Below are 17,691 nucleotides of genomic sequence, written 5' to 3' on the forward strand. Positions count from 1 at the left end.
TACCGCCAGAGCGCCAGAGTTCCGCCGTCCACGTTTCTCTTTCCTCTAATGTCCAACTTGTCAAAGAACCCGAAACATAAGTCCCGGTCAAAGGCCATAAGCCCAAATCTCGAACCCCGCGAAAGCAATCGATCCTCTCAGACCAATCAAACCCTCAACCAGGGTGGAAACCCGTCAGCCTCGCCATCCCGGCAATGCCTCAGAGCAACCTTTATAACCAAACCTCAAATCGTTGTCAAGATCTTTTTTCTTGAACCCCGATCCTCAGCCCCTTCAGGAAAATCAAACCAGAGCCAATCAAAGAAGACTAACCCAAAATTCAAAGTAACCCCGAAGTAACCGCAGCATCGAATACCTCAAAACCGCAGAGAACGCTACCTAACCCCGCCAGCTAACCCCGTCAAGCGCTTTCTTCTCAAAAAACAACCCGACGGAAACCGGCGAGATGCATCACTGGAAAAGCCGAAAAAGATTTTCGCCGATTTTGCAACCGGTTCAAACCGCCACCTTTTCTGGAGATGCTGCGATCCGTCGGAACCCGACCAATCGCGGAAGACGTTATTTAAACACCGCCAACCGAATGTCAAGCACGAATGCCCAACTTTTTCTGGCATCGATCGAGCGAGGCGTCGCCGCCGCGTTCCGATGGCCTTATATAAACCCCAAAAATGTGAACGCAACGTAAAAAACGACAACTTTCCTCAATTGGGGAAAAATTCTGGATAAAATGTGCGTTCGTGTCATCGTCCGTTCTTCAACCACATCAAGAATGCGGCTTTTCACAAAATCGGCTTCATCCCTTGCGATGACCGCCGCATCTTCGCCCAAACACGGGCGCTAGCATAAGGCCGGACGAGGGAATGGAGACTGAGCTTGCTCGATCGTGGTGACCGAGGAGAGGCCCGGCGGCGCGGCACGGATCTCGTGCGCGTGCAGCAGACGCGTGGCGTTTCCAAATTCGGTCGAGACGCCGGTCGAAAACAGGCGCCCGCAATCTATCTCAGCGAACTCGGGCCGCGCCGCGTCGTCACGCAGCTCAAGTGGTTCATTTCAACGGTTATTGTTGCGGTCTCCGGCCTCGCGATCATTGGCGTCGTTATCTATACGTCAATGAATGTCGGTGAGGGCGAGGCCGGCAAAGGCTTGTTCGGCGCGTTCCGCAGGGCGAGCGTCGACGCGATGCGGCCCAGAGCGGCGAGCCTGATCGGCGCAGAAACGCCTGTCGCCATCGGTCTCAAGACGGATCGCCTCGTCCTTTCCTCGAAGGGCCTCACCACACGGAATCTCATCTATGAGCAGGTGGTTCAGCGACGGGGGACCGGCGAATACCTCTCGACGAAGCCTTATGTGAAGCTCGTCGCAACGCTCGCCACCGAAAAGCCGGTCGAAGATGTGGATGTTCCGGCGTTCAATCCCGCCACGCTCTATGAAAATAATACACCGATCGCTCGCAAGGACCAGTCCGGCGGCGAACTCAGCACGGATCCACGCGTCTCGGTGCGGTTCATCGACGTGCCCGGCGGCTTCCTGCCTCGCGAAGATCATGTGGAACTGTCCGACGAAGAAATTGAGCGTCTCGTCGCGGAAACGGATGCCGTCTATACCGAAAGCGAAGTCGGTCTGGACGGACCGGCGCCGCAGGAGAGCAAGCGGACTGCCGAGCCCGAGATGGCGTATGCCGCTCCGGAACCCCACACGACCGTTCTCGTGAAGCGGGTCGAAGAGGAAGAAAGCGCGGACGAAGGATACGACAGGCGCTCCATCATCGCGAAGGGCTACGAAACGCTGGATTCGGTGATCAGAGGTGTCGGCGTCGATTTCATGCAGGCCGGGCAGGTTTCCTCCGCTGTCGCCGCCGTCACGAAATCGAAGAAACTTCGTGCGGGCGAGGAGGTTCGGCTCGGCCTGACGCCCTCGGCATCGGAGGAAGGCGGCGTCGACGTCGGCAAGATCACCGTGGCCTATCAAGGGACAAGCGTCACCGTCATGCGCGACGGTGAGGGCGGCTTTTCCCGGAGCGAAAAACACCTGAAGCCTGAACACAAGGCGGAAGAGACTGTCGGCGACAGGGCGACCGTCTACCTCAGCGCATATCGCGCGGCGCAATCGCAGGAAATCCCGCACGACTTTCTCATGAAGTTCATCAAGGTCCATTCCTATGATGTCGACTTCAAGCAGCGCGTGAAGGCCGGCGACAGTTTCGAGCTGTTTTTCGACCTGGTGCAGGACGAAAACGGCGTGGAACGGCCCGACGAACTGTTTTACGCCTCCGTCACCATCGGCGGCGAAACGCACGGCTATTATCGCTTCCGCACTTCCGATGGCGTCGACTATTTTGACGACCGGGGATCGAATTCGAAGAAGTTTCTCATGCGCACGCCCATTCGCGGCGCCCGTCTGACATCCGGCTTCGGATGGCGCAAGCACCCGCTGCTGCATACGCTTCGTCTTCATTCGGGCGTCGACTGGGCGGGGCCGATCGGAACGCCGATCTACGCCGCCGGTAACGGCGTGATCGAGACGGCGGGACGCAACGGCGCCTACGGTAATTATGTGCGCATCCGCCACGCCAACGGCTACAAGACCGCCTACGCTCACATGCTGCGTTTCGCCCAGGGTGTCGCGACGGGCGTCAAGGTCCGGCAGGGGCAGGTGATCGGCTATCTCGGCAACACCGGAATGTCGACGGGGCCGCATCTCCATTACGAGGTGCTGATCAACAACCGCTTCACCAATCCGCTTTCGATCAAGATTCCGAAGGCGCGCCAACTTCAGGGGCGCCTGCTCGCCGATTTCCGCAAGGAACGGGCCCGCATCGATGAGCTGATGCGCCGCCCGCCGGTGAAGACGCGCGTCGCCACAGTCGAACGTTAGGCAACAGGCGCTTTGGCGCTATATAGCTTCGCCGTCGTCGATGCCCGGCAGCGCCGCGAGCGGCGCAAGTAACGGATCGGCCGCCGCCCATGCCGCTTGCGTTTCGATCAAGGCGAGTTCGGTCCGCCCCTCGCTCTTTTCCGTGATGGCATCGATGGCGGCGGTGGCAGCGCGAAGCGCGGCGCTCGCCACGAAGCCGTTCAGCTTGTAGGACAGCAGGAGCGCCGCGAGCACGTCGCCCGTGCCGTGCGCCGCAAGCGCGCGCCTTGGAGACACCGTGGCGAAGACTTCGCGGCCTTTTACGAGGATGTTGGCAAGCGCATCGGCTTTTGCTGCCGGGGCCGACGTCACGACGACAGTCGGCCGCGCGAGCGCCAGAGCCGCCGCTATCGCGCTCGCCGGACTCGCAATGGCGCGCCTTGTCAGCCATCCGAGTTCGAAGACGTTCGGCGTCACGGCGTCAGCTACAGGCAGAAGCACATCGCGCACCGCCTCGGCGGTTCCTTCGCTGACATAGAGGCCGTGCGGCAGGTCACCCATGATGGGGTCGCACAGATAAAGCGCCGCCGGATTTGCCGCCTTGATCTTCGCGATCCAGTCCCGACAAAGCTCCGCATGCGACGGCGTTGGAATGTAGCCGGTCAGCACGCCGTCGATTTGTGAAAGCCAGCCGTTTTCCTCCGCCGCGCGGAGCAGAGCGTCGAGCTTTTCAACAGCGATGGGCTCGCCAGCCAGCGCCTTGTATCCGGGCCGGTTCGAGAGCAGAATCGTCGGCAAGGGAAGGACACCATGCCCCATGCGTTGCATGACGAAGGCCGTCGCGGAATTCCCGACATGCCCGTAAACCACCTGGGACGAGATCGATAGAACTTTCGCCATATGGACCGCGCGCTCTTTTTGGACAGTCTTACGCGGAATGCGCCGCCTTGGCTCGGAAAATTTTCGCCGATGACGGCAATGCGCTTGCCAGTCCAATGCAAAGTTGAGTCATATCCGAAGGAGAATAGCCGATGATAAAGCCTCGCCGCAGCGTCCTCTACATGCCCGGCTCGAACGCTCGCGCGCTCGAAAAGGCAAAGACTCTGCCCGCCGACGCACTCATTCTCGACCTTGAGGACGCGGTCGCGCCCGACGCGAAGGAACTCGCCCGCAATCAGGTTTGCGAGGCGGTGAAGGCGGGCGGCTACGGCGCGCACAAGATCGTCATCCGGGTAAACGGCTTCTCGACACCCTACGGCGAGGCGGATTTCGCGGCGGCGCTCGAAGCGATGCCCGATGCGATCCTGCTGCCGAAGGTCGAGACCGCCGCGGATCTTGATCTTGCTCGCAAGCGCGCGCCGAACGGCACGGGGATTTCGCTCTGGGCAATGATCGAGACGCCGCTCGCCATCTTCAACCTGAAGGAAATCGCGCAGGCCGCCGCCTCTAACGAGCTGCCGCTGACCTGCTTCGTGCTCGGCACCAACGACCTCGTGAAAGCCACACGCGTGCAGCCCGGCGCGGATCGTCTACCGCTTATCGCGTGGCTGTCGCTGACGGTCGCTGCCGCACGCGCCTACGGCATCGCGGTGGTGGACGGCGTTTATAATTCGATCAAGGACGAAGAAGGCTTCCGCGCGGAATGCGTGCAGGGCCGCGCGCTCGGCATGGATGGCAAGACGCTTATCCACCCGAATCAGCTCGCCACCTGCAATGAGGTGTTCTCGCCGTCGGCCGAGGAAATCGCCGCCGCAACGAAGATCGTGGAGGCTTTCGACCTGCCCGAAAATCAGGGCAAAGGCGCGATCAGCCTCGACGGGCGCATGGTCGAGCGGCTCCATGCCGACATCGCGCGACAGACGCTCGCCATGGCCGAGGCCATCGCGCGGCCAAAGCATTAGATCAGCCTGCGTTAAACCGGACCCGATTTGACGCAGAGAAGCAGATCGACAACAGAAATTTACAGCGTTGTGCCGCGTCTGATCTGCGGCACGACGCTGTAGAAGTGCCGACACAGCGCGGCGCCTCTGGATTTTCGAGGCTCCGCGCTGAAATGCAAGTTCGCGGGCTGCACTAAGTTTCGGAGACGTGTCTGTCCTGCGACCAGCGGTATTGTCTCAACGAGACGGCCGACAGGCTAAGTGCCGGATCCCTCTGGATCGCCACTTTCCAGAGTGTAGTTCCCCCGATAGTCTCGCACGGCAAAGCATATTTCTGCCAATCGGCTAGATGCTGATCTTCGTAGAACCCTGTCGGCGTCGGGCACGCGAGTATTATATTGCCCGCGCGCAACCGGCTCACAAGTTCTGCGGGAGCGTCGACGTCGATTGCAATCTCAAGCTGGGCGCGCATCCGATCCTGATTGTTGATCCATGCGATGGTGACCTGTCCCACCTCGTCAACCAGCATGAGCCCAGGCGGAGACATCAGGAGATAGTGCTCTACAGCGCCGATCCGCTCGGCGAGCTTGTGGTACCAAATCGCGATCTGGGGATCGTCGAGAAACGCTGTATCCTCAAGCTTCGCGATTGGTTCCAGCGGCGCGGTGATGTCCTTGAAGTAGCCGTACTGTAGTTCCCGAATGACCCGCCTCAACTTGTCGGGGAGGTCCGGGTCATGCTTCACCAGAAAAAGGTTGAGCAAACCCTCGTTGAAAGCGGCGACGGCCGTCGAATCCCCGGTCTTACCGGTGAGCAGCACCTTCTTGACCGGCAGGTGCTTGATCTTCTTGAGAAACTCGACGCCGGTCATGCTCGGCATGGCAAAATCGACGACGACCACGGAAATGCGTGAAAAGCGGGCGGGATCGCGCGCCATTGCGGCAATGCGCGAAATCGGCAGCCGGATGAAAGGATCGGCGGCCTCTCCATCGTCAACCGGAGCGCGATTGGCTTCTTCGATTGTCAAGCCTGTCCGCTCCGCGTCCTTCAGGAGGCGCTCGATGGCTTGTTCCGGGCGATGCTCGGTTGCACACAGCGTGACGTTGGCATAATTGTAATCGAAGCTTTCGAGATAGAGCCGGTCATCGTCGATGACGAGACATGTCGTCGGGTGGTAGAGCGGAAGCAGGGAGCTCATAAGTCCGATCCTGGTCCTCGGATGCCGAACGCGCATGTTAGGCATTCCGGGTTGGTAGGGCGAAAAACTTTATAATTACCGCTTATGATATCGCGCAAGTGAAAGTTTGTAGTCGTGCGACCTGGCATGAAGACCCAACGCCCGAAGGGGCAACCCTTGCTCGCCCGGTTGCGTTATCTCGTGCGCCGTCTTCGCGGTGCCTATGTCGAGCACCACGCCGTCGCAGCGTACAAGCTGCCTGCGGCCGGGATGCTCGCCATCATTACTTTCCCATTGTATTATGTGATCTGGGCATATGTTTTTCCGCAACCTTATGAGAACCTGGAACTGAGGCTGGCGGGATGCGTGCTTTGCCTGCCCATTGCCCTCCGGCCCCATTGGCCCCGGCTGCTCATATCGTATTACCTGACCTATTGTTATTGGGCGCTTCTGTTCATTGGACCGGTGTTCTTTACGCTGATGCTGCTCATGAACGGTGTCAACAGCGTCTGGTTGATGTCGGTGACCGTCATCATCCTGTTCACGTTTCTGCTCTATGACCTCGCCAACGGCGTGTTTGTCTCGCTTCTGGGGGCGCTGATCGGGTTGATCGGCTATTGGCTTCTGTCCGGGACCGTCGATGTTCCGACAGAGTATCTGGTCGTCCTTCCTGTTTACGGCTTCATCCTGTGCGGGGTTGTTTTCCTCTCGCACAGCGAGCGACTGGTTGCGCGTGACAAGCTCGTGGCAGCCCGCGCCCTTGCGAGCAGTATCGCGCATGAGATGCGCACGCCTCTTCTCGGCATAAGGCTCGACGCCAACAGAACCAGCGACCATCTCAAAAGACTCGGCGCGGTCAATCAGTGGGCGCGGGAACGCGGCTGCCACGACAGCATGAGCGACCGTGAATTGGCTGCGCTGACCGGTGCCCTGGAACGTGTCGACAAACACGCCGTCGCCGCGAACCTCGTCATCGACATGCTTCTCACCAACCTCCGCCAGGAGAGCTATTCCCAGGAGCGAATGAAGTTATATGCCATTGCCGGCACCATCGACGAGGCGATCAACCGCTTTCAGTTCCGCCCCGGCGAACGCGAGCTGATCACGGTTCGCGTCGACGAAAACTTCACCTATCGGGGTATCGAGGTGCTCATGGTTCACGTCATTTTCAATCTCGTGAAAAACGCACTGCGCGCCGTCGCCATGGCAGAAGGGCAGATCTCCATAGAAGCCAGAACGACGCCGGTCGGTCACTTGCTCTCGATCAGCGACACGGGCCGCGGCTTCGAGCCATCGATGATCCCGTATATTTTCGTACCGTTTGTAACCGGCCACGCGGAAACCGGCGGTACCGGTATCGGTCTGTCCTTCTGCCGCCGTATCATCGAAGGTTTCGACGGCAGCATCTCTTGCTCGTCCGAGCCCGGCAGGGGCACGACCTTCGAAATCAGGCTCCCCATCGTCGAGGCGAAGACGCTGGACGCGGCGGGTGCCGCGTCCAGTTTGTCAAGCTCCGGTCATGCCGCAAGCGCAACAGATTGGCCGGCCCCGCGTGCCTGACGGCCCCGGCGCCGTGTCGACGGCCACGATGCCAGACCGACTTCGTCCCTGATCTCCGCGCATACAGCCAACACGCGATCAAGCTCGTCTTTGGTCAGGCCGCAATTCACCGTGAAGCGGATGAGGCACCGCTTCGTGGGCGTGGCCGGCGGCAGGAAGATCGCACCGAACACATCGCGTTTCTCCAAAGCATCGCGCAGGTCGATCGTCTGGAGTATCTCCCCCGCTTCCAGGGCGATGATCTGCGATCTGGACAGATCGACGTTGTAGCCCAGACTGTCGAGGCCATCGACAAGATAGCGATGGTTGCTGTGCAGGACATGCTGCCGCGAGGGTTCGTTGGCGAAAATGTCGAGGGCAGCATTGTACCCCGCGACCTCGTGCGCCAGAACCTGTGTGCTGAAGATCACCGGCAGCGATTCGTAGCGCAGGAACTCGGCATTGCGCTGCGAGCAGACGACCAGACCGCCGCGGCTCGCCACCGCCTTGGACAGGCCTACGGTTCGGAAATGCACGCGATCGCTGAGACCGCGTGCCGCGACAAGACCCGCACCGTTCGGCCCGTGCGTGCCGAAGGAGTGCGTCTCGTCGACGACCAGCGCGCAGCCGCGCCGCTCGGCGACATCAACGAAGTCTTCGAGAGCGGCGATGTTGCCGTCGATGCTGTAAAGGGCATCGATCACGATCACGCCGGGACCGACCTTGCTGATCAAACGATCCAGGTGCTCTGCATCGTTGTGGCGGAAGGGCGTCGGCTTGGCGCCCGCGCTCTTCACGCCTTCCCACAGCGACAAGTGCGCCTTCATGTCGAGAAACACGGGCGTCTCGGGTTGGCAGATTGCCTGGATCAGACCAACATTGGCGCAATAGCCCGAGTTGGCCAGAACCGCGGCTTCTGCACCCATAAGGCGCGCCACGCGCTGTTCGAAGGCATTGAGGCCGTCCGCCTCGTGATGGACGTAGGTTCGCGATACGGAGTCGCCGTGACCGGCGGCTTGTAATGCGCGGACTTCCGCTTCGATCACGCGCCGATCGGCCGCGACGCACAGGTAGTCGTTGCTGCGCAACTTGATAGCAGAGCGGCCAGGGATCAGGCCCTTCATCGGATGCCTGCCTCTATAGGCCTCCTCGATCCGCTGACGGTAGTAGCGTTCGACCCGGTCGAACAAGAACTTAGGATCCGACGCAACCCGTGCTTGGCGGGAGAGATTGAAATGCTCATTCATCTGTACGTTCCTTGTTAAGTGTTGCAGACAAGGAACAATAGCAGTCAGCTGGGGCCGAGATTCGGCCTGATGCGGCGATTCCGGTTGCCTACCAAAATATATTCAACTGACGCGCAATTTAGTTGGATAGATAAAAATTGATCGAACCGCTTAACTCCTGGCCCAGCCTCTGCGCCACAGCGTCGTGCGCGTCACGATCCCGGCTGGCAAAAAATGGCGGGGCGGGTTATGCAGAAGCCGACAAGAGCCTTCGGAGCCTCCATGAAAATCCAGCGTATCGCCACCACCCCCATCGAGGGCATGAAACCCGGCACGAGCGGGCTGCGCAAAAAGGTGACCGAGTTCGCCGAGGGCCATTACCTCGCGAACTTCATCCAGTCGGTGCTCAACGCGGTCCGGCCGCCCGAGGGCTTCGGCGGCGTAACGCTCGTGGTCGGTGGCGACGGGCGCTACTTCAACGCGGAAGCGATCCAGACCGTCATCCGCATCGCGGCGGCCAACGGCGTCGGGCGCTTGCTGGTCGGCGCGGGCGGCATCCTTTCCACGCCCGCTGCGTCGTGCGTCATTCGCAAGCACAAGGCGTTCGGCGGCCTGATCCTGTCGGCCAGCCATAACCCCGGCGGTCCGGACGGCGACTTCGGCATCAAGTTCAACGCCGCGAACGGCGGCCCCGCGCCGGAAAAGATCACCGACGCGATCTATGCCGCGACGCTGTCGATCGACGAAATCCTGACGCTCGACACGCCGGATATCGACCTCAACCAGATCGGCACCCACCGCGTCGGCGATACGGAGGTCGATGTGATCGATCCCGTCGCCGATTATGTCGAACTGATGCGCGAGATTTTCGACTTCCCGGCTCTCCGCGTGAAGTTTGCATCGGGGCTGACGCTTGCGTTCGATGCGATGCACGCGGTGACCGGCCCTTACGCCAAGGCGATTTTCGAGCGCGAGCTTGGCGCGCCCGCCGGAACCGTGCGCAACGGCACGCCGCTGCCCGACTTCGGCGGCCATCACCCGGACCCCAATCTGGTTCATGCCAAGGAATTGCTCGATCTCATGATGAGCGCCGATGCCCCCGATCTCGGCGCGGCTTCGGATGGCGACGGCGACCGCAATCTCATCATTGGACGCGGCATTTTCATCTCGCCCTCGGATTCGCTCGCGATGCTCGCGGCGAACGCCCACCTCGCTCCGGCCTATCGCAACGGCATTGCGGGCGTGGCGCGCTCGATGCCGACGAGCGGCGCGGTAGATCGCGTCGCCGCAAAGCTCGGCGTGCCCTGCTACGAGACGCCCACCGGCTGGAAGTTCTTCGGCAACCTGCTCGACGCGGGGCGCATCACGATTTGCGGCGAGGAAAGCGCGGGCACCGGCAGCGACCACGTGCGCGAGAAGGACGGCATCTGGGCGGTGCTGCTGTGGTTGAGCATCCTGGCCGCGCGCGGCGAGAGCGCAGCCGACATCGCGAAGGACCATTGGGCGACCTACGGGCGCAATTATTACACCCGCCACGATTATGAGGGCGTGGATACGCCAGCGGCGCAGGCGCTGATGAGCGCGCTTGAGGCGCGGCTAGTCAGCCTGACGGGCACCACGATTGGCGGCCGCCGCGTCGCGATGGCCGATAACTTCAGCTACACGGACCCGGTGGACGGCAGCGTTTCGAAAAATCAGGGGCTGCGCATCGTCTTCGAAGACGGGGCTCGGATCGTCTACCGCCTGTCCGGGACTGGCACGACGGGTTCGACGCTGCGCGTGTACATCGAGCGCTATGAAGCCGACCCCGCTCGTCTGGCGCTCGATACGCAAGAGGCGCTGGCGGACCTCATCGCAACTGCCGATGAACTGGCCGGGATCCGCGATCGCACCGGGCGCGCGCAGCCGGATGTAATCACCTGAGGTCAAGCCGCAAGCGATGCGTTTGGCGGCACCGCTTGCGTCTACCCGTACTTTCCTATGCGTCGGCCAAGGCCTTCGTGCCCCGCGCTTTCAACGCCTCGAATTTCGCGACCTGCTCCGGGTTGAGCGAATAGTCCGCCAGTCGACCGACGAACACCTTGAACATGGCTTCGCCCTCGGTGTCGAAGAACTGCACGCTACAGCTTTCCTTGCCCATGAACGGGCGGCGCACGAAAGCGATACTGGCGCAGCGCGACGCCTTGATGTGCCCGCCGATGGGGCTCTTGCCGTGCAGGTTGAAGAAGCCCCGCCCGTACTCACCCTTCGGGAGCGGGCCGCGGCACTCGAGAACGAGATTTTTCGTGTGAACCACAACGGTCACGTCGCCCCATTCCGCGAGGTCGTTCATGATGTCGTCGAAGGCGGAAGCGGGCGCGAAGGTGCAGTTAACGCGCGGCAGAAGTTGCATCGCTTCCACGACGCTCACGCCGTGCGACTCCGCGAGTGCCTCGATGACGCCGTCCGGGTTCGTTTCGAGGCGCGCGGCGAGCGCCGCCAGCGCCTCCTCTTTCGAAGCAAAGGCTGTTTGCGTTTCGGTCATGCGATTTCCTCCGTTACCGTGATCTTTGTGCTGAATGGCGTCGAGCGCGGCGTAAAGTCCGCCGGTCAGGTTGGTGATCCAGAAAGCGCCTGCCCGCGTGGCGCGGAACACGCCGTTTTCGACCGTGCCCAGCCCCGCGGCCGCCCAATTGTCGAGAAGCGGCGCAGCCGTGCGCTGGAAGCCGGGCGCGATGGCGTCCACCGAGGCGATGGCGAGCGCGCCGGCTTCGAGCCCCGCCGTGATTGCGGCTTGCGCGGCATAGGCGGCTGGCATGCGCGATGCGCCCGCGATGGGGGCGTGACCCTCCGCCTTCGCCGCCTTGCGTTCCTCGATGCTGACAAGATTGCTCCAGCGGACGCCGTGCGCCTGGCCGCCCGCGCCGGGGCCGAACGGGATGCACGGCACCCCGCGCTTGATCCCGCTGTTGTAGCGGTTCCTCTCGCGTTCGCCCCGCGCGAAATGCGACTGCGACACCTGCCGGAAACCTTCCGCTACGAGAAATTCGGCGGCCTCGGCATACATCTGCGCCTGTTCGCCCACCGGCGCGGCCGGAGGCAGCTTGTCGTCCGAGATGGACTTCGCGAGCGGGCCGCCGCGAAAGATGTTCAGGGCGTAGAGAGTGACGCCATCGATGCGACTGGACGCGACGGTTTCGATGTCGCGCCGCCAGATGTCGCGCGACTGACCGGGCAGGCCGTACATCAGATCGCAGACGATGCTCGCGCGGTCGAGCGCGGCGAGATCGTTCAGGAAAGCGAGCGTTTCCGCGCCGTCCAGCTTGCGCCCAAGCCGCCGCCTGACCGCCGTGTCGAAGGTCTGCACGCCGAGCGAGACGCGGTTCGCGCCCGCATCGAACGCAGCCACCGCCTTTTCAAGGCCGAAGCCGTAAGCGCGTCCCTCCACCGTGATTTCGCACCCGGGCGCGAGAGGCAGCAGGCGGCGGACATTCGCGATGAGGCGGGCCAGCGGTGCGGAAAGAAGCGCGCTCGGCGTGCCGCCGCCGAGATAGACGGACTCGATGGGCGCGGTCGAAACCAGCGGCGTCGCAGCCATTTCTTCCATTTCGGCGACGACATCGTTCACGAATGCATCGGATAGCTCGGGTCGCCAGATGTTCTGGAAGAACCCGCAGAACAGGCAACGGCTCTGACAATAAGGCACGTTGATATAGATCGCGGCGGGCTCGGCTCGCGGCGTTGCGAAGGCTTGGGCGACCGCGTTTCCGGCTTCGGCGGGATCGATGGCGACGCTGCCGCGCCAGGGCGGCGAAAATTCTCGGCCGGAAAACGCCTCTGTCAGCGGGTCGCGTCCGGCCGGAACAAAGAAAGCGTCGATGGTCTTCGGCGCGGACATCGGGTGCCCGCCGGGATGCCCGCGCGTGCCGCCTGCGTGGCCAGCGCCGCCGCCACTGCTGCCTGGATGGTTTGCGGGAGGCTGCGCGTCGATGCGCGACGGCTCGGAGCGGCCCTTCTTTTCGGCGAGCGGCGTGCGCTGCATGAATGTCCCTCCCCAACTGTGCCCGGACGCTGGGGCGCAATTGCACAGTCCCGTTTGACAGTCGGTGGACAGAGGACGGGCAAGGCTCCAGCTTAAGTAAAAAAGCTAGACCATGCCGATTAATGTAGCAACAACATTAATCTGTATTTCGAATAATTCTAAAACTTTAGCTGACCAGAATCTTCATCGCGTACAATCGCACACCTATAACTACTATTAAAATAATTAAAAACGCGGTGACTCACGAAATATTCTAAATATATTCGACACACTCAAGTAAAAAGGCGAACTCGACTCGATATTTTCGGTTGCGCAGCCCGTTACCTTATCCCAACCTTGCGTCGGGTATTTTGGCACTTGACTGGGGTTGTGAAATGTTATGGGGCAGCAGGGCGGCTTATGCCGCCGCAGTGGCGCTTTCCGCGTCCACTCTTCTTTCCGCGTCCGCGTTTTCGCAAGATGAAGCGGGGCAACGGGTCGAACTCGACGAGATTTCGATCTTCGCGACACTCAATCCGATCGCGACCTTCGACTATCCGGGGCAGGTCGATGTAGTCGATCGCGATCAGATCCAGATCGCGCAGGCGTCAACAGCCGCTGAGACGCTGAAAAACGTCCCAGGCGTGTTCGTTGATGGCGGCGCGCGCATGAGCGGGCAGACGCCGAACATTCGAGGCTTTGAAGGCGAAGACGTCCTCATCCTGCTTGACGGCGTGCCCCAGACCTTCCAGTCCGGGCATGACGGGCGCCTCTTCGTCGACCCGGATCTTCTGAAGCGCGTCGAAGTGGTCAAGGGGCCGAACTCGTCGCTATACGGGTCAGGTGCGCTCGGCGGCGTCATCGCCATGACGACGGTCGATGCGAGCGACTTTCTCGATGCGGGTGAAACGGCGGGCGCGCGCTTCAAGGTCGGCTTCCAGACGGCGGACGGCCAGCCGATTCTTACGACCACGGGCTTCGCTCGCACGGAAGACGGCAAGTTCGAAACGCTCGGCAGCTTCACCTACCGGCGCATGGGGTCGATCGAGCTTGGCAACGGCGACGACCTCAGCAACAAGGACAACATAAAGTCCGCGCTCGCAAAAAGCTCCGCGCAGCTCACGCCGGACCTGAAGGCGACCGCGACCTGGGTGCATTTCGCCGACGACGGCGTCACGCCGGCGAACCCGCAGTCCAACGGTGAAGTCAGTTCGTCGAACGCGCTCGTCAAGCGCGGCATCCTGAGCGACACCGTTTCCGGCAAACTCAGCTATACCCCGGAAGGCAGTCAGTGGTTCAACGGCAACTTCCTCGCCTACTGGGCGCAGAACAAGGTGACCGAGAACTACTACAGCAGCACTCGCTATCAGACGCGCGACGTCGAGACGGTCGGCGTGAAGGCCGACAACCGCTCGTGGTTCGAGTTGGCCGACTGGCAAACAAAGGTGACGTTCACCTACGGCGTCGACTACCGCAAGGACAAGCAGGCGGGTGCGGACAGCCTTCCCGTGGGCTGGCAGTATGGGAACTCCATCTCGTCGATCCCGAGCGCTGAAGCCGATTACACCGGCACTTTCGTGCAGGCCGAAATCAAGATGCTTCGCCCTGCATCCCTTCCGGGAGTGCTTACGCTGACCCCGAGCGCGCGCTTCGACTCGTTCTCGATGGAGGCCAGCGGGCAGGACGACTTCTCCGACGAGGCGTTTTCGCCGAAGATCGCGGCCGCATACAAGCCGGTGCCGTGGTTCCTGTTGTTCGGCAACTACGGAAGCGCCTTCCGCGCGCCGGACTACAATGAACTCTACGCCATGGGCAACCATTTCTGCATGGGCCCCGTCTGCAACATTTTCGTACCCAATCCGGACCTCAAGCCGCAGACGGCGGAAACCGGGGAAATCGGTGCGGGCTTCGAATTCGCCGACGTCGTGGCAAGGGGCGACGCTGTGAAGCTCAAGGGCTCGTACTGGCACATGGACGCCCACGACTATATCAATCAGGAGGTCGTCGGCGCTGGCGTCGGCGGCCCCGCCGACATGGGCTGCTTTATCCCCGGCGGCGCTTGCTACACGCGCTTCTTCAACACCGACCACGCCATCCTTTCGGGCGCGGAAATCGCGCTGACCTATGACAGCGCTCGCTTCTTCGGCGGCGTCTCCTGGGCGACAATGACCGGCCGCGATGCAGATACCGACGAATATGTCGGCGCGCTTCAGCCGGACAAGGTGATCCTGACCGCAGGCGTGAAGCTGCCGGAATACTGGACGCGGATCGGCACGCGCTTCACCTTCGCGGACGAGTTCACGAAAGGCGGCATTCGCGACGCCTATAACCTTGTCGACCTGTTCGCCGTGATCGAGCCCAAGGAAGGGCCGTTCAAGGGTTTCCGGATGGACCTCGGCGTCGATAACATCACCGACGAAGCCTATGAACTCATCGCCGCCGATGTGTATGAGAAAGGCATCAACTTCAAGGGCGCGGTGAGCTGGACCGTGAAGTGGTAGCTATTCGAGAGCGGCGCTCTACATGATACGAAGCCGGCGGCTCGTCCGCCGGCTTCTTTTTTTCAATGACTTGCCTCAAATAGTATTTCCGAGCGTCGCCAAAGTAGAACTAAACCTATAATAGTTATAAACTATTATTATTGCTTGTCCTGTCTTGCCGGTTTATTGTTCTTTGAGGCGCGCGGGAGCCAGCCGGCGAGTGCTGCGAAGATCAGGGCCGCGCCAGGCATATCTCATGACATGAGGGAGAACAGATGCAGTCGGAGGCCACGACGCGGCGTCAGAGTGCCGTGGTGATGATCGCTGTAGCGGCAGCGCTTCTGATGGCGGGGACACCCGCTTCCGCTCAGGACCGGGAAGCCACGCAGCCGCAAGCAGCGCAGGTCGAGACGCAAGCGACGCAGGTCGACGCCGGGCCACTCGCCGAGGCACAGCCTCCCATCGCGGCGCCGGAAGCCGATGCGCTAACGCCCCCTCCCGTCGACGCCTCTACCAACAAGCCGCTTCCGCACGAACTGTCTCCGCTCGGCATGTTTCAGGCCGCCGATATCGTCGTAAAGACGGTGATGATTGCGCTGGTGCTTGCCTCATTCCTCACATGGACGGTGTTCTTCGCGAAGACGGCCGAGCTTTGGGCGGCGAAGCGCCGCCTGAGAGAGACGATCGCGAACCTCGAAACTGTTCAAAGTCTCGATGCAGCAGCCGAGGCGGTCGCGCAAACAAAGGGGCCGGGCGCGGCGATTGTCGGGGAGGCCGCTCGCGAAATTCAGCGCTCCAGAACGCTTGGCGATGCCAGCCGGGACGGCATCAAGGAGCGCGTCGCCTCAAGACTGTCGCGCGCCGAGGCGCGGGCGAGCCGCCGCGTCATGACCGGCATCGGGATCGTGGCCACCATAGGCTCGGTTGCGCCGTTCGTGGGGTTGTTCGGAACCGTCTGGGGCATCATGAACGCCTTCATCGGCATCTCGAAAGCGCAAACCACGAACCTGGCCGTTGTCGCGCCGGGCATCGCCGAGGCGCTTCTCGCTACGGCGTTGGGCCTCGTGGCGGCAATCCCCGCCGTGGTCGTCTATAACGCTTTCGCGCGGCAGATTACCGATTACCGCCAGCTTCTCGCCGATGCTTCGGCAGCGGTCGAAAGGCTCGTGAGCTTCGATCTCGATGCAGGATGCATGACGCGGCCTCGCATCAAGGCGGCAGCGGAGTAAGGGCAATGGCCGGAAGTTTGAAGCGCGAACCGAGCGACGCCGTCGAGGAAAGCCACGAAATCAACGTCACGCCCCTTATCGACGTGATGCTGGTGTTGCTCATCATCTTCATGGTTGCCGCGCCGCTCTCCACGGTCGATGTCGCAGTCGATCTTCCCGCATCGAATGCACAACCGAAGCCGAGGCCAGCCGAACCGATCTTCATCACGGTGAAGGCCGACCTCACAATCGCCGTCGGCAACGATTCCGTACCGCGCGAGGCCATCAAGGCCGCGCTCGACGCGAAGACGAAGGGCGACACGGAGCAGCGCGTTTTCGTGCGCGCGGACAAAAGCGTGGACTACGGCTCCCTCATGGAGGCGATGAACCTGCTTCGGATCGCGGGCTATCTGAAAATAGGGCTCGTCGGACTTGAGGCCGCGCCGCGGGCTGACGCCGACGCAGGAACCGGCGGGGCTACGCCATGACCGCAGCGAACTGGAGCTTCGACGACGCGACGAGAGGCGCGGACGAGCGCCGGCGCGAGGCCGTGCGCTGGGCGGTCGCCGCGACGGCTGTCGCAACGCTGCATGCGAGCGTGGCGCTTGCCATCCTTGCGCCGCCCGACACCGAAGCGCAGGCGTCGAGCGATCCCGGTGGCGCGGTCATGGTCGAGCTTTCGCCAATTGTGGCAGCCCCCGATACGCCTACGCTCGACGTTGCGACGGGGCCGCTCGCGGAAGCCTCGCCCGAACAGGAAATCAGCGAGCCCAAGCCGGAAGAAAGGCAAGAGCAAGAAGAGATCAAGCTTCCCGAGTTCGAGAAGGCCGAGGCTGTGATCGAGCAGGCGCGGCCGGAGCCGCAACCCGAGAAGCCGACTGAAAACAAGCCAGTTGAAAAGAAGCCGGAAGTGCAGAAACCGCAACGGCAGAAATCCACCGCCCGCGCTGCGGCCGCGCCCCGCCCGAACAGGTCGAGGCATGCCGCCGTCAATACTGCGCCCTCTGCGGGCGTTTCTTCCTCGGCGGCTACGGCGTCGTGGCGAAGCGCGGTCGTCGGCCACCTGAACCGCCACAAGCGCCATCCGGGTGGCGCATCGATAGGCACGGCCTCCGTCGCCTTCGCCGTCGACAGGCAAGGCCGCGTTCTCTGGGCCCGCCTCACGCGCTCTTCGGGGAATTCCCAACTCGATGGAGAGGCCGTAGCACTTGCGAGACGCGCCTCTCCCGTGCCCGCGCCCCCCGCGGAACTGGGACGAGGAACGATCACTCTTTCGGTTCCGCTCCGTTTCACGCGCTGACCAGTATTCGAAAAGCAGCATGCGGCAG

12 protein-coding genes are annotated in these 17,691 nt (G+C 61.9%); 8 read left to right on the top strand and 4 right to left on the bottom strand.

Going from position 1 to position 17,691, the window contains the following annotated elements; translation table 11 throughout:
- Positions 1-873 precede the first annotated feature (873 nt).
- Positions 874-2,874, top strand: a complete 2,001-nt coding sequence (locus tag KKP04_RS13890) for a M23 family metallopeptidase (protein ID WP_215032810.1) — start codon at positions 874-876, stop codon at positions 2,872-2,874.
- Between the two features lie 18 nt (positions 2,875-2,892).
- On the opposite strand, the gene pdxY is transcribed toward KKP04_RS13890, so the two are convergent.
- Positions 2,893-3,753 carry a pyridoxal kinase gene (gene pdxY, locus KKP04_RS13895; protein WP_215032812.1) on the bottom strand — a complete coding sequence of 287 codons (861 nt, stop codon included), beginning with the start codon at positions 3,751-3,753 and terminating at the stop codon, positions 2,893-2,895.
- Between the two features lie 131 nt (positions 3,754-3,884).
- Here pdxY and KKP04_RS13900 point away from each other — a divergent pair, with 131 nt between their 5' ends.
- The gene (locus KKP04_RS13900) at positions 3,885-4,754 is read left to right on the top strand and encodes a CoA ester lyase (protein WP_215032814.1); all 870 of its coding nucleotides are present in this window, start codon (positions 3,885-3,887) and stop codon (positions 4,752-4,754) included.
- A gap of 172 nt (positions 4,755-4,926) precedes the next feature.
- On the opposite strand, the gene KKP04_RS13905 is transcribed toward KKP04_RS13900, so the two are convergent.
- Positions 4,927-5,931, bottom strand: a complete 1,005-nt coding sequence (locus KKP04_RS13905; RefSeq protein ID WP_215032816.1) for a hypothetical protein — start codon at positions 5,929-5,931, stop codon at positions 4,927-4,929.
- 126 nt (positions 5,932-6,057) lie between these two features.
- Here KKP04_RS13905 and KKP04_RS13910 point away from each other — a divergent pair, with 126 nt between their 5' ends.
- Positions 6,058-7,470 (top strand): HAMP domain-containing sensor histidine kinase, encoded by a 1,413-nt coding sequence (locus tag KKP04_RS13910; protein ID WP_215032818.1) that lies wholly within the window; start codon positions 6,058-6,060, stop codon positions 7,468-7,470.
- Here KKP04_RS13910 and cqsA read toward each other — a convergent pair.
- Complete coding sequence (gene cqsA / locus KKP04_RS13915; protein ID WP_215032820.1) at positions 7,428-8,696, bottom strand: alpha-hydroxyketone-type quorum-sensing autoinducer synthase; 1,269 nt, start codon at positions 8,694-8,696, stop codon at positions 7,428-7,430. The two genes, KKP04_RS13910 and cqsA, sit on opposite strands and share 43 nt — an antisense overlap.
- A 261-nt stretch (positions 8,697-8,957) precedes the next feature.
- Here cqsA and KKP04_RS13920 point away from each other — a divergent pair, with 261 nt between their 5' ends.
- On the top strand, positions 8,958-10,598 hold the full coding sequence (locus KKP04_RS13920) for an alpha-D-glucose phosphate-specific phosphoglucomutase (RefSeq protein WP_215032822.1): 1,641 nt from the start codon (positions 8,958-8,960) through the stop codon (positions 10,596-10,598).
- Positions 10,599-10,653: 55 nt separating this feature from the next.
- Here KKP04_RS13920 and hutW read toward each other — a convergent pair whose 3' ends face one another.
- Positions 10,654-12,696, bottom strand: a complete 2,043-nt coding sequence (gene hutW, locus KKP04_RS15610) for a heme anaerobic degradation radical SAM methyltransferase ChuW/HutW (RefSeq protein WP_251134126.1) — start codon at positions 12,694-12,696, stop codon at positions 10,654-10,656.
- A gap of 374 nt (positions 12,697-13,070) precedes the next feature.
- Here hutW and KKP04_RS13935 point away from each other — a divergent pair, with 374 nt between their 5' ends.
- The 4 genes from KKP04_RS13935 to KKP04_RS13950 all read left to right on the top strand — a co-directional run bounded on the left by KKP04_RS13935 (position 13,071) and on the right by KKP04_RS13950 (position 17,663).
- Positions 13,071-15,176 (top strand): TonB-dependent hemoglobin/transferrin/lactoferrin family receptor, encoded by a 2,106-nt coding sequence (locus KKP04_RS13935; protein ID WP_215032825.1) that lies wholly within the window; start codon positions 13,071-13,073, stop codon positions 15,174-15,176.
- A gap of 254 nt (positions 15,177-15,430) precedes the next feature.
- Complete coding sequence (exbB, locus tag KKP04_RS13940) at positions 15,431-16,384, top strand: tonB-system energizer ExbB (protein ID WP_251134127.1); 954 nt, start codon at positions 15,431-15,433, stop codon at positions 16,382-16,384.
- Positions 16,385-16,389: 5 nt separating this feature from the next.
- Positions 16,390-16,851, top strand: coding sequence for a TonB system transport protein ExbD (gene exbD, locus KKP04_RS13945; protein WP_215032828.1), 462 nt, complete (start codon positions 16,390-16,392; stop codon positions 16,849-16,851).
- Positions 16,848-17,663 (top strand): energy transducer TonB, encoded by an 816-nt coding sequence (locus KKP04_RS13950; protein ID WP_215032831.1) that lies wholly within the window; start codon positions 16,848-16,850, stop codon positions 17,661-17,663. The genes exbD and KKP04_RS13950 overlap by 4 nt, the downstream gene beginning before the upstream one ends.
- The last annotated feature ends 28 nt before the right edge of the window (positions 17,664-17,691 follow it).

This window comes from Rhodomicrobium sp. Az07, assembly GCF_018619475.1.
Classification (GTDB): domain Bacteria; phylum Pseudomonadota; class Alphaproteobacteria; order Rhizobiales; family Rhodomicrobiaceae; genus Rhodomicrobium.

Bases quoted from the DNA above. Each gene is read 5' to 3' on its own strand.
- pdxY (WP_215032812.1), bottom strand. From the start codon at position 3,753: ATGGCGAAAGTTCTATCGATCTCGTCCCAGGTGGTTTACGGGCATGTC.
- exbB (WP_251134127.1), top strand. From the start codon at position 15,431: ATGCAGTCGGAGGCCACGACGCGGCGTCAGAGTGCCGTGGTGATGATC.
- cqsA (WP_215032820.1), bottom strand. From the start codon at position 8,696: ATGAATGAGCATTTCAATCTCTCCCGCCAAGCACGGGTTGCGTCGGAT.
- exbD (WP_215032828.1), top strand. From the start codon at position 16,390: ATGGCCGGAAGTTTGAAGCGCGAACCGAGCGACGCCGTCGAGGAAAGC.
- hutW (WP_251134126.1), bottom strand. From the start codon at position 12,696: ATGCAGCGCACGCCGCTCGCCGAAAAGAAGGGCCGCTCCGAGCCGTCG.
- KKP04_RS13910 (WP_215032818.1), top strand. From the start codon at position 6,058: ATGAAGACCCAACGCCCGAAGGGGCAACCCTTGCTCGCCCGGTTGCGT.
- KKP04_RS13950 (WP_215032831.1), top strand. From the start codon at position 16,848: ATGACCGCAGCGAACTGGAGCTTCGACGACGCGACGAGAGGCGCGGAC.
- KKP04_RS13900 (WP_215032814.1), top strand. From the start codon at position 3,885: ATGATAAAGCCTCGCCGCAGCGTCCTCTACATGCCCGGCTCGAACGCT.
- KKP04_RS13920 (WP_215032822.1), top strand. From the start codon at position 8,958: ATGAAAATCCAGCGTATCGCCACCACCCCCATCGAGGGCATGAAACCC.
- KKP04_RS13905 (WP_215032816.1), bottom strand. From the start codon at position 5,931: ATGAGCTCCCTGCTTCCGCTCTACCACCCGACGACATGTCTCGTCATC.
- KKP04_RS13935 (WP_215032825.1), top strand. From the start codon at position 13,071: ATGTTATGGGGCAGCAGGGCGGCTTATGCCGCCGCAGTGGCGCTTTCC.